We start from the raw sequence: 12,178 nt of genomic DNA, 5'->3' as shown, positions 1-12,178 counted from the left end.
GGCTTATTTAAAATGGCACAAACGCAACGCAAAATATTAGTCACCAGCGCTCTTCCTTATGCTAATGGTTCTATTCACTTAGGCCACATGCTGGAGCACATCCAAACGGATATCTGGGTACGTTTTCAAAAAATGCGTGGCCACCTTTGTACTGCAGTTTGTGCTGACGATGCCCATGGTACAGCCATTATGATTAAAGCTGCGCAAAACGGCATTACATCAGAAGAGCTGATCGACGGCGTTCGCCAAGAACACATGACGGATTTTAACGATTTCTTGATTGGTTACGATAATTACCACTCTACTCATTCAGAAGAAAACCGTGAGTTTTCCACGAGTATCTACAAAGCATTGCGCGATAACGGCAAAATTTCTGTTCGTTCTATTAAGCAAGCGTTTGACCCTGAAAAAGAAATGTTTCTTGCGGATCGTTTCATCAAGGGTACTTGTCCAAAATGTAAAACAGAAGACCAGTACGGCGACAACTGTGAAGTCTGTTCTGCAACGTATTCGCCAATGGAAATGATTAACCCACGTTCTGTTTATTCTGACGCGACGCCAATCGAGAAAGAATCTGAGCATTACTTCTTTAAGCTTCCAGACTTCCAAGAGTTCTTGGCGAAATGGACTCGAAGCGGCACCTTGCAAGATCAAGTGGCGAACAAGCTAGCGGAATGGTTAGACTCTGGTTTACAAGAATGGGATATCAGCCGTGATGCACCTTACTTCGGTTTTGAAATCCCAGACGCTCCGGGTAAATACTTCTACGTTTGGCTAGACGCCCCTATTGGTTACATGGCGAGCTTCAAAAACCTATGTGATCGTACAGAAGGTTTGAACTTCGACGATTACTGGGGCAAAGATTCCGATGCAGAGCTTTACCACTTTATCGGTAAAGACATTATCAACTTCCACGCTTTGTTCTGGCCTGCCATGTTAGATTGCGCTGGCTACCGTACACCAACTAAGGTGAACGCTCATGGTTATGTGACGGTTGATGGTAAGAAGATGTCTAAGTCTCGCGGTACTTTTATTAAAGCTCGCACTTACTTGAACCATTTAGACCCTCAATACTTGCGTTACTACTTTGCGGCGAAATTGAACTCAAGTGTTGATGATATTGATTTAAACCTCCAAGACTTCCAACAACGTGTGAATTCTGACGTAGTTGGTAAAGTGGTTAACATCGCCAGCCGTACGGCCAGCTTTATTGGTAAGAAATTTGATAACCAGTTAGCAACTGACGTCAGCGAAGCTGAGATGATTCAATCTTTTATTGATGCAGGCGACGTAATTGCCGAGCATTTTGAAGGTCGTGAATACGGCAAAGCGATTCGTGAAATTATGCGCCTTGCTGATGTCGCCAATACTTATATTGCTGACCAAGCCCCTTGGGTTTTGGCGAAAGATGAAGCAACGCTTCCGAAGGTTCAAGAAGTCTGCACTGTTGCGTTGAACTTGTTCAGCATTCTGGCGACTTACTTAAAACCTGTTATGCCAAACCTAGTGGCTGACGCAGAAAGCTTTCTTGGTAAAGAATTAACATGGGATAACCGCAGCGAATTGTTGTTCGGTAAATCCGTGAATACCTTCAAGCCATTAATGGGCCGTGTTGATCAAAAACAAATCGATGCCATTATTGCTGAAGGTAAAGAAGAAGCGGAAGCCGAGGCAGCAGCACAAGAAGCAGCTAAACCTGCTTCTCAACTAGACACGGTAGAAACAGAGTTAACGAAAGAGCCAATCGAAGCAGAAATTAGCTTTGATGATTTCGCGAAGGTCGACCTTCGCATTGCCTTAATCACCAAAGCTGAACATGTAGAGAAAGCCAATAAACTGCTAAAACTAACATTAGATATTGGTGGTGAAACTCGTGTTGTTTTCTCAGGTATTAAATCTGCTTATAAACCAGAAGATTTAGAAGGTAAGCTAACCGTGATGGTTGCTAATCTTGCACCTCGTAAAATGAAGTTTGGTATGTCGGAAGGCATGGTATTAGCAGCAGGACCTGGCGGTGAAGAAATTTACCTTTTAGAACCACACAATGGAGCAAAACCTGGCCAACGTGTGATGTAAAAACGCACCATGAATGTATATGTTCTTTTTAGCTAGGTTGGGATAAAAAATCCAAACCTAGCTAAAATCCACACCAACTATAGATTCAAATTAACTATAAAATCAAAGCCGACTACATTTTAGATGATAAACCTCTAAATGAGAAAGATTCTTAATAAGTAAATCGACAGTATAGACCGTAATCCATAATCTTAGCTTATATAATCATAGCCTATTATGTATATACTAAATCGGACTACATTCAACAAGGCTTTAGTCTTGTTAGTTATAAGCAGATTGGTATAGTTACACCCACGATACGTTAACGTACGTGTCTCTAACACCAACACATTTACCCGTTAATTTACTTGATAATTTTTTTGGACTTGAGATGACTGAATATCTATTGATATTGGTTAGTACCATACTGGTTAATAATTTTGTATTGGTTCAGTTTTTAGGACTTTGCCCTTTTATGGGCGTGTCTGGAAAACTAGAAACTTCTATTGGTATGGCGATGGCCACTACCTTCGTATTGACCTTATCTAGCCTGTGTAGTTACCTCACGTTTACCTATATTCTCCAGCCATTTGGCCTTGAGTATCTACAAACCATTTCTTTTATTTTAGTGATCGCTGTTGTTGTTCAGTTCACTGAGATGGTGGTACGTAAAACCAGTCCACTTTTGTATCGCGTTTTGGGGATTTTCTTACCCTTGATCACCACAAACTGTGCGGTGCTAGGAGTAGCATTACAAAATATCAGTAAGCAAAACGGTTTTGTCGAATCTATCTTGTATGGTTTTGGCGCGGCTGTTGGCTTTTCATTCGTACTGATTCTTTTCTCTGCCATGCGTGAACGTATTAATGTGGCTGATGTTCCTACGGTATTCAAAGGTTCTGCGATCGGTATGATCACGGCAGGATTGATGGCGCTTGCTTTCATGGGCTTTACCGCCCTTGTACAGATTTAGGAGCGAGCATGTTTACCGTATTACTCGCTATCGGCATTTTACTCTTACTCGCGCTTATTTTCGGTGCCATTCTGGGTTACGCCAATGTGCGATTCCATGTAGAAGGCGACCCTATTGTTGAACAAATCGATGCAATTTTGCCGCAAACACAATGCGGCCAATGTGGTCATCCAGGCTGCCGTCCTTATGCAGAAGCCATTGCTAATGGTGAAGCCATTAACCATTGCCCACCGGGTGGACAAGCGACGATTCAAGCTTTAGCTGATTTATTAGATGTAGAAGCCATTCCATTAGATGGTGACCACGGAACAGAAACAGCTATCAAGGTGGCCGTTATTCGTGAAGACGAGTGCATCGGTTGTACTAAATGTATTCAAGCCTGCCCAGTAGATGCCATTTTAGGTGCCGCTAAACAAATGCACACTGTCATAGCTGATGAGTGTACCGGGTGCGATTTATGTGTAGAACCTTGTCCTGTAGATTGTATCGATATGGTAGAAGTAGGCGTGACAGCGAAAACTTGGTCTTGGGATAAACCTCAAGGTATCGCTGCTAGCTCAATCAATATTATTGCGACTGACCGTCAAACAGAGGTGTCTCACTAATGCAAGCACCTCAAGTATTTTCGTTTCATGGTGGTATTCACCCTGCTCAGAACAAAGCTCAATCTTTACAGCTTCCTTTAGGTCGACCAAGTTTACCTAGCGAACTTATTTTGCCGTTGGGTCAACACATAGGCCAAAGCTCTCGTTCTATTTCTAAGGTCGGCGACCGTGTATTAAAAGGCGAAATCATAGCCATTAATAATGGTTTTTTAAGCAGCTACTTACACGCACCAACATCTGGAACTATTACCGCTATTGAAGAGCGTTTTATTGCTCACCCATCAGGATTAAGCGATCTTTGTATTGTCCTATCTCCCGATGGAAAAGAAGAATGGACGACACTCAATCCATTAAACACGTGGCAAACTGACGCACCAGAAGATGTTTTGGCGCACCTCGCTAAAATGGGTATTGTCGGGATGGGCGGTGCAGGCTTCCCAACTCAGGTTAAGCTACAAGGTGCAACAAAAAGCCCGTTGACGCATTTCATTATCAACGCGGCTGAATGTGAACCTTACATCACTGCCGATGACATTCTGATTCGAGAAAAAACCCTTGAATTAGTAAAAGGTATCGAAATTTTTCAACACCTGGTTAACGCAGAAAACGTTGTAATTGGCATTGAAGATAATAAGCCAATCGCCATCGCTGCACTTAATACCTTATTAAATGAGCGTGGCAGCCAGATTCAAGTCGCCGTTGTGCCAACTAAATATCCTTCTGGCGGTGAAAAACAACTAATTCAGTTGATCACTGGAAAAGAAGTTCCAAGCGGACAATATCCTGCCGACATTGGCATTTTATGCCAAAATGTTGGCACCTGCGTCGCCGTTCATGACGCGATTTTATTAGGCAAACCGCTGATATCTCGCATTACTACGTTAACAGGTGATGCGCTGAAATCTCCACAAAATGTGGAAGTATTACTCGGTACGCCAGTAACGCATTTATTAGACTATGCAGACTCTCAAGAAAAGAAATTGCATCGCTTAATTATGGGTGGCCCAATGATGGGTTACACTTTAGATTCTGCCGCTGTACCTATTGTCAAAACCAGTAACTGTATTTTAGCAGCGACAAAAAAAGAATTACCAACACCAGCACCAGAACAAGCCTGCATACGTTGTGGCATGTGTGAACAAGCTTGTCCTGCGAGCTTGTTACCACAACAATTACTTTGGTTCAGTAAAAGCCAAGAACTCGATAAAGCTGAGCATTACAATTTATTCGATTGTATTGAATGTGGTGCTTGCTCTTATGTTTGCCCAAGCAGCATTCCTCTGGTGCAATATTACCGTCATACCAAAAGTAGCATTCGTGAGACACGTGAAGCCAACGTGAAATCTGATTTAGCAAAACAACGCTTTGAAGCACGTAAAGCACGCCAAGATGCAGAAGCAGCAGAGAAAGAAGCAAAACGCATTGCACGTCAACAAGCGTCTGCGGCAAAAACAGCTTCAGCGAAAACTGCACCATCAACAGGAGCAACACCACCTGTTACGACTCAACCTACGGCAGCGCCAATTAGCGATGAAGCTAAGAAACTAAAAATCGACATAGCAATTGCTAAGACGAAACTTAAGAAGCGTCAGAAAGAGCTTCTCACTGCACAAGAAGCAGAACATTTAGAAGAAATAAGTTCACTACAATTACAAGTAACTGAACAAGAAACAAAACTTGCTTCATTAGAAAAAGAGTTCAGTAAAATTCCTGTTGCAAACACTGCCCCTACTGCTGTTACAGAAACTTCAACTGCAGTAGCAAAAGCACCTGTGAGCGATGAGCTGAAAAAAGCAAAAGTTGATGTTGCACTGGTTGGCGTGAAAATCAAAAAACTTACTAAGCAGTTAGACGAGACGCCAGATAATCAGGAAATTAAAGACAAAATTTCATCCCTTGAAATAGACTTAATTGCAGCAAAAGCAATGGTTGAAAAACTGACCAGCACTTCTATTTCAGCACCAGTAACAGCGATTCAAAAAACACCAATAAGTAACGAATTGAAAAAGGCAAAAGTAGATGTTGCGTTAATTGGTGTGAAGATCAAAAAGCTTACTAAGCAATTAGAAGAAACGCCAGACGATCAAGAAACCAAAGATAAGATTGCCGCTTTCGAAACAGATCTAATAGCAGCGAAAACAGCCGTTGAAAAATTAAGTGCCGCACCTTCTGAAGCGACTCCTTCTAATCACACAGCAGAGCCTAAAGCAGTAATAACTGATGAATTGAAAAAGTTAAAAATCGATACAGCTATTGCGAAAGCATCAGTTAAGAAAGTCGAAAAAGCATTGAAAAAAGCAGAAGAGATTCAAGCGCCAGAAGTTGACGCGATTCGCCAGCAATTAAAAGAAGCCCAACAACGTGCTGATGATTTGGAAAAAGCGTTAGCCAACCCTGATGCTCTTCAATTACAGCCTCAAAGCAAAGAAAACACAGAAAAAGCTGCTGCACCAATAAATGCAGATGCGGATAAAAAGCATAAGATAGATCTAGCCATTGCCAAAGCTGGTATCAAAAAAGCTGAGAAGAATATCCTTTTATTGAAAGAGCAAGGTAAAGACGAAGCTGAAATTATCGCTTCTGAATGGCCTGCTAAATTAATAGAAGCTCAAGCAAAATTGGAAAATTTAGAATCTCAACCATCTCCTGAGGCACAATTAAAAGCAAACATTGAAACTCAGGCACTTTCAAAAACAACTGAAAAAGCAACTGAAAACGCTGACATTCAAGCAGATTTGGCAGCTCAAATTAAAAAACAGAAAATCGCTTCCGCATTGGCGAAAGCACAAATAAACAAGCTAGCAAAACGACTAGAAAGCACTCCAGAAGAAGCAGACAGTATTCAACAAGAAATCGACGCAACACGTATAAAGCAACAAGACGCAGAAACCTTGTTAGCGCAACTTATTCAGTCAAAAGACAAGCAAGAGAATCATTAAATGGCATTATTGAGGATTTCATCCCCGCACACTCAACGTGGAGGTCATCGCACTTCTTGGGTGATGCAGATGGTTATTTTGGCAACCATTCCTGGCATTGTTATACAGACGTGGTTGTTTGGTTGGGGAACCCTGATTAACTTAATGATTGCCGGAATTGCAGCCTTAGTATGCGAAGCTGCTATTTTGTCTATTCGACGCCGTTCTGTGATGTTCTTCTTGAAAGACTACAGCGCCTTGTTAACCGCTGTGTTACTCGGTATCGCCCTTCCGCCTTCAGTACCTTGGTGGGTAACAGTAACCGCTGTCAGTTTTGCCATTATTTTTGCGAAGCAATTATATGGCGGTTTAGGGAACAATCCATTCAACCCTGCCATGGTAGGTTATGCCATTGTTTTGGTGTCTTTTCCTGTGCCAATGAGCCAATGGGTTGGCGTTGAATCTATTGTAAGTTCTGGTGAAAGCTTATCTTTCTTCCAAAGTTTACAAGCAATTTTTCAGACACTTCCTACTATTGATGGCTATACGATGGCAACACCATTAGACGGCTTTAAGAATAAAGATTTATTAGATAGTGCTGCGGCCTTCAAAACAGTGGAAGCACTACAAGTCGCCAGTTTGAATAGCTGGCTATGGGTAAACATGGCCTACTTAGTGGGCGGATTGGGTTTACTTTGGTTACGCATTATTACTTGGCACACGCCTGTAGCCTTGCTAGGCGCACTATTAGTTATGTCTGGTGTATTCTACCTATTGGACAGCAGTAATTCAGCGACACCACTATTTCACCTAACAACTGGTGCTGCCATGTTTGGCGCTTTCTTTATTGCTACCGATCCAGTGTCTTCTTGCACAAGTAATCGAGGCAAACTGATTTATGGCTCTGGTATTGGTATTTTGATTTATATTATTCGTTCTTGGGGAGGCTATCCAGATGGGGTTGCTTTCGCCGTGTTATTAATGAATTTTGCAGCGCCATTAATTGATTACTACACTCAACCTCGTACTTATGGCCATAAAAAGGCCAAAAAAGGGCTAACTATTGGGGAGGATAACTAATGGAGTTATTTAATTCGATTCGTCGTAACAGCCTTGGCTTGGGTATTTTCGCTATCTTAACAGCGGGTCTTATTGCGATTACTAATCAGCTGACTCAAGACACGATTGAGGACAATATTCTAGAAGCACAAATTTCAGCATTTAACGAAATTTTGCCAAACAACCTATACGACAATGATTTAACTACAGATACGGCACTGCTTACGGCAAATCCATTGTTAGGTTCGGAAGAAAAAATCAAGGTGCACATAGCTCGATTAAATGGCGAAGTAACTGGCTTCATCTTTGAAACCATCGCACCCCGCGGCTACAACGGCAATTTAGACATGTTAATCGCTATTAATAAAGATGGCGTTGTGACTGGTAGCCGTGTCATTAGCCATAAAGAAACACCTGGGCTTGGAGACAAAGTCGACCTTAAAAAATCCCCATGGATTTTAAGCTTTGAAAATAAGTCATTAACGAATACAGCATTAAAAGGTTGGGCCGTTAAAAAAGACGGTGGCGACTTTGATCAATTTACTGGAGCAACAATCACACCTCGCGCTGTTGTTCGTGCTGTAAAAAATACGCTAATTTATTTTGAACAAAACAAAAATGCGCTGTTAGCGCGTTAGGATAACTTCATGACAACCAGTTCCAATACAAATGTAGTCGATACAGATGTTACTGAAGCAGTTGACGCAAATACACCAAGCGCCAACTACGCTGAAATCATTTATAACGGCATTTGGAAAAACAATCCCGCATTGGTTCAATTACTTGGCTTGTGCCCAATGCTGGCCGTCACCAGTACAGTAGTAAACGCATTAGGCTTAGGCTTAGCGACCATGGTAGTTTTGGTAGGTTCTAATATCGCTGTTTCTTTAATCCGAAACTATGTTGCCGACGCTGTTCGTCTACCTGCTTTTGTGATGATTATCGCCTCATTTACGACCTGCATTGAGTTGATCATGCAAGCTTACACATATGAGCTTTATCAGATTTTAGGGATCTTTATTCCTCTAATAGTAACGAACTGCGCTATTCTTGGTCGCGCTGATGCCTTTGCTAGCCGTAACCCTGTACTTCCTTCTGCGTTAGACGGTTTTATGATGGCACTAGGCTTTGGAGTTATCTTGGTTGCACTAGGCGCTATGCGTGAGCTGATTGGTCAGGGAACCTTATTTGCTGACATGCAGTTACTATTTGGTGATATGGCAATCAACTGGAAATGGGTGGTTTTTGACAATTACCCAAATGTGCTGTTTGTTGTTCTTCCTCCAGGCGCTTTTATTGGTTTAGGTTTGTTGATTGCATTCAAGAACTACTTAGATGAACGTGAGAAAAAGCGCATTGCCGTTCAAAAAGAAAAAGATGGCCCAAGTGCATCTAAACGCGTTCGTGTTACTGGGCAAGTGAGTTAAAAATGCTAATTTTAGTAAATAACTTATTAAGAACAAAAGGCACCTCACCTTGAATAAAGAAAAGCGCTACGAGATTTTTTCTCGCTTACGAGCTGACAACCCAAACCCCGTGACCGAGCTCGAATATAGTTCGCCTTTTGAATTATTGATTGCTGTTTTATTTTCTGCACAAGCTACCGATGTCAGTGTCAACAAAGCCACTCGTAAACTATTTCCTGTTGCCAATACACCTGAATCTATGTTCGCCTTAGGCGTCGACGGATTAAAAAGCTACATCAAGACCATTGGACTTTTTAATGCCAAGGCCGAAAATGCAATCAAGACCTGTAAAATTCTCATGGAACAGCACAATAGTATTGTTCCTGACACTCGTGAAGCTTTAGAAGCACTTCCTGGTGTGGGACGTAAAACAGCGAATGTTGTACTCAATACGGCTTTTCGCCAAGTTGCCATGGCGGTTGATACCCATATATTCCGTTTTGGAAATCGTACTAAAGTTGCGCCGGGGAAGAACGTATTAGAAGTTGAAATGAAACTACTGAAATTTGTTCCCAAAGAATTCCTATTAGATGCTCATCATTGGATGATTCTTCATGGTCGCTACATTTGTGTCGCACGAAAACCTAAATGCAATGCCTGCATAATTGAAGATCTTTGCGAGTTTAAAGAGAAGACATCCGATTAACTTTTCCTACGCCTTTTAGTTAAGACTTTTTAGATACCCCTTTAGTTAACTAAATGCTAATCTAAAATTAAATAACATCAAATTTAATAAACCTTCCCCGCTCGGCATTCTCTGTTTATAGACTTCTACTTTTAAAGAGAGAGCGCCATGAGCCATATTGCTAAATCAAACCTGACACAAGCACAACTTGATGCACACTGGATGTCTTATACAGGCAACCGTCAATTCAAAAAAGACCCAAGAATCATTGTTTCTGCTGAAGGAAATTACTATACAGACCTTGATGGCCGTAAAATTTTTGATGGTTTGTCTGGCTTATGGACATGTGGTTTAGGACACAGTGTTCCTGCGATTAATGAAGCGGTGGCACAGCAAGTCAAAACATTAGACTACTCACCTGCTTTCCAATTTGGTCACGAAAAGTCGTTCCAACTAGCTGAACAAATTTCGCAATTTATGCCAGAAGGTTTAAATCGCATTTTCTTCACTGGCTCCGGTTCTGAATCTGTCGATACCGCTTTAAAAATTGCCCGAGCTTATTGGCGTAAAAAAGGCATGGGTACTAAAACCAAATTTATTGGTCGTGCAAAAGGTTACCACGGCGCAGGTATTTCAGGTTTCAGTGTCGGTGGTATTCCGGCGAACAGAACGCTATATGGTCAAGGCTTAGAGTCCTATCATTTGCCTCATACTCAGGTTGCGGGGAATGAATTTACCAAGGGCATGCCTGATCAAGGAAAAGAGAAAGCGGAAGAGTTACTAAATCTTATTGCACTTCACGATGCGTCGAATATCGCAGCTGTTATTGTTGAGCCTATGTCTGGTTCTGGCGGCGTTATTATCCCACCAAAAGGTTACTTACAACGTTTGCGTGAAATTTGTGACCAACATAATATTTTGTTAATTTTTGATGAAGTGATCACAGCATTTGGTCGTATGGGCGCAAAAACTGGCTCAGAAGCATTTGGTGTAACACCAGATGCTATCACTATGGCAAAGCAAGTAACTAATGGTGTGATTCCAATGGGTGCAGTTGCGTTTAAACAGGAAATCTACGATACCTTTATGGATACTGGCGGTCCAGAATACATGCTGGAAGTTCCTCATGGTTACACTTATTCTGCACACCCAATTGCTTGTGCAGCAGGGTTAGCATCATTAGGTGAAATTAAGAAACAAGGCTTGATCCAGCGAGTTAATGACATGAGTCCTGCTTGGGAAAACAGTGTCCATCAACTAAAAGGGGCAAGTGATATTGTAACCGATATCAGAAACTATGGTTTCGCAGCCGGCATTACTATTGCCCCAGTAGACAACGAGCCATCAAAGCGACCATTCCAAATAGCGATGGAAATGTGGGATAAAGGCTACTACGTTCGTTATGGTGCAGATACTATTCAATTAGCACCGCCATTTATAACAGAGCAATCTGAAATAGACAGCATGATTAATGCACTAGGTGATACGATTAAGAAACATAGCTAAGTTAAAACACCTCCTGTCGAGTCAAGGTGTTGTCATTATATCAAAAATACTAATGGCAACACTTTGATTCACATATCCCTCTTGTATTTACCCTCTTTCTCTTGAGTCAATCTTAGGCTATCACTCACCTGTATTCTTACTCTATAATGCCTTATGTTACGAAATGTAAATGGTAATCTTGGATTTCACTTAGGAAAGGATATAAATCTGTGTCTATTACACATACCCCTTATGTGCGCTGTTTTTGGGCGGGTTCTTTATATTTAACAAATGGCATAGTGATGCCAATTCACTGCACACACATATCAACAAAGACAATTGAAGTAGAAGCGCCTGAAGGCCTGCAAGGGTCAAAAATGGTAAAACTAGAATTGAAAGCAATTCATGAAGGGAAAATGGCCACACTTAAGATTTTGTGTGATCCACAACTCGATATTTTTAACGAGCATAATAAACACTATATCAAACTGACTTATCATACGATTTCAGACAAGGACATAGAGTTTATTAGAGAATTTGCTGACGCGCACGGATAACTCATGTACGACTAGCTTATAGTCTCAATAAGCTAGTTTCATGCCTATTTTTACTCAGCGTCTTCTTCTTTTGTAACACTATCTTCTGCTTTTTTAACGCGTACTTTAGAACCATCAATGTCTTTGCCGTTAAGCGCTTTAATGGCAATTTTAGCTTCGCCAACTTTTGGCATTTCAACAAAAGCAAAGCCTTTAGATTCACCAGTTTCTTTGTCCATAACAAGATTACAAGATTGCAAAGTACCATGGGCAGCAAACAAAGCGGTTAATTCTTCTTCCGTTGTTTCACGGGCTAGATTTCTAACTAATAATTTCATTTCAATAACTCTCTTTGGAAAAGGTATTTCATCAACCTTTTCATTCATAAGCGCAGAACATTGGATTCTGCTCGACCAAACAATAAAAAAGGCATAAGAACATGGTCTCACGCCTTTT

Annotated in this window: 11 protein-coding genes; 10 read left to right on the top strand and 1 reads right to left on the bottom strand. The window is 41.3% G+C overall.

The window, feature by feature from the left end; all coding sequences use genetic code 11:
- Nucleotides 1–12: 12 nt before the first annotated feature.
- From metG to IF202_RS10410, 10 genes are all read left to right on the top strand, one after another.
- Complete coding sequence (gene metG / locus IF202_RS10455; RefSeq protein ID WP_191594845.1) at nt 13–2,076, top strand: methionine--tRNA ligase; 2,064 nt, start codon at nt 13–15, stop codon at nt 2,074–2,076.
- A 370-nt stretch (nt 2,077–2,446) separates the two neighbouring features.
- Complete coding sequence (gene rsxA, locus IF202_RS10450; protein WP_191594844.1) at nt 2,447–3,028, top strand: electron transport complex subunit RsxA; 582 nt, start codon at nt 2,447–2,449, stop codon at nt 3,026–3,028.
- Nucleotides 3,029–3,036: 8 nt separating this feature from the next.
- Nucleotides 3,037–3,633 (top strand): electron transport complex subunit RsxB, encoded by a 597-nt coding sequence (rsxB, locus tag IF202_RS10445; protein WP_191594843.1) that lies wholly within the window; start codon nt 3,037–3,039, stop codon nt 3,631–3,633.
- The gene (gene rsxC, locus IF202_RS10440) at nt 3,633–6,572 is read left to right on the top strand and encodes an electron transport complex subunit RsxC (protein ID WP_191594842.1); all 2,940 of its coding nucleotides are present in this window, start codon (nt 3,633–3,635) and stop codon (nt 6,570–6,572) included. The genes rsxB and rsxC overlap by 1 nt, the downstream gene beginning before the upstream one ends.
- Nucleotides 6,573–7,631, top strand: a complete 1,059-nt coding sequence (gene rsxD / locus IF202_RS10435) for an electron transport complex subunit RsxD (RefSeq protein ID WP_191594841.1) — start codon at nt 6,573–6,575, stop codon at nt 7,629–7,631.
- Nucleotides 7,631–8,248: an electron transport complex subunit RsxG gene (gene rsxG, locus IF202_RS10430; protein ID WP_191594840.1), complete on the top strand. Its 618-nt coding sequence runs from the start codon at nt 7,631–7,633 to the stop codon at nt 8,246–8,248. Before rsxD ends, rsxG begins: the two co-directional genes overlap by 1 nt.
- 9 nt (nt 8,249–8,257) lie before the next feature.
- Nucleotides 8,258–9,037, top strand: coding sequence for an electron transport complex subunit E (locus tag IF202_RS10425; RefSeq protein WP_235963461.1), 780 nt, complete (start codon nt 8,258–8,260; stop codon nt 9,035–9,037).
- A 49-nt stretch (nt 9,038–9,086) separates the two neighbouring features.
- Nucleotides 9,087–9,722 (top strand): endonuclease III, encoded by a 636-nt coding sequence (gene nth, locus IF202_RS10420; protein WP_191594839.1) that lies wholly within the window; start codon nt 9,087–9,089, stop codon nt 9,720–9,722.
- 147 nt (nt 9,723–9,869) lie between these two features.
- Entirely contained in the window at nt 9,870–11,207 is a 1,338-nt protein-coding gene (locus tag IF202_RS10415; protein WP_191594838.1) for an aspartate aminotransferase family protein, read from the top strand.
- Between the two features lie 209 nt (nt 11,208–11,416).
- On the top strand, nt 11,417–11,743 hold the full coding sequence (locus tag IF202_RS10410) for a hypothetical protein (protein WP_191594837.1): 327 nt from the start codon (nt 11,417–11,419) through the stop codon (nt 11,741–11,743).
- 50 nt (nt 11,744–11,793) lie between these two features.
- Here IF202_RS10410 and IF202_RS10405 read toward each other — a convergent pair whose 3' ends face one another.
- A complete protein-coding gene (locus IF202_RS10405) occupies nt 11,794–12,060 on the bottom strand; it encodes an RNA recognition motif domain-containing protein (RefSeq protein WP_191594836.1) in 267 nt (88 codons plus the stop codon).
- Nucleotides 12,061–12,178: the final 118 nt, after the last annotated feature.

Origin of the sequence: Marinomonas colpomeniae, assembly GCF_014803385.1 — a bacterium.
Lineage (GTDB): Bacteria > Pseudomonadota > Gammaproteobacteria > Pseudomonadales > Marinomonadaceae > Marinomonas > Marinomonas colpomeniae.
This window is presented reverse-complemented; position numbering and strand designations above follow the sequence as displayed.

Bases quoted from the DNA above. Each gene is read 5' to 3' on its own strand.
- rsxG (WP_191594840.1), top strand. From the start codon at position 7,631: ATGGAGTTATTTAATTCGATTCGTCGTAACAGCCTTGGCTTGGGTATT.
- rsxB (WP_191594843.1), top strand. From the start codon at position 3,037: ATGTTTACCGTATTACTCGCTATCGGCATTTTACTCTTACTCGCGCTT.
- rsxD (WP_191594841.1), top strand. From the start codon at position 6,573: ATGGCATTATTGAGGATTTCATCCCCGCACACTCAACGTGGAGGTCAT.
- rsxA (WP_191594844.1), top strand. From the start codon at position 2,447: ATGACTGAATATCTATTGATATTGGTTAGTACCATACTGGTTAATAAT.
- rsxC (WP_191594842.1), top strand. From the start codon at position 3,633: ATGCAAGCACCTCAAGTATTTTCGTTTCATGGTGGTATTCACCCTGCT.
- IF202_RS10425 (WP_235963461.1), top strand. From the start codon at position 8,258: ATGACAACCAGTTCCAATACAAATGTAGTCGATACAGATGTTACTGAA.
- IF202_RS10415 (WP_191594838.1), top strand. From the start codon at position 9,870: ATGAGCCATATTGCTAAATCAAACCTGACACAAGCACAACTTGATGCA.
- IF202_RS10405 (WP_191594836.1), bottom strand. From the start codon at position 12,060: ATGAAATTATTAGTTAGAAATCTAGCCCGTGAAACAACGGAAGAAGAA.
- metG (WP_191594845.1), top strand. From the start codon at position 13: ATGGCACAAACGCAACGCAAAATATTAGTCACCAGCGCTCTTCCTTAT.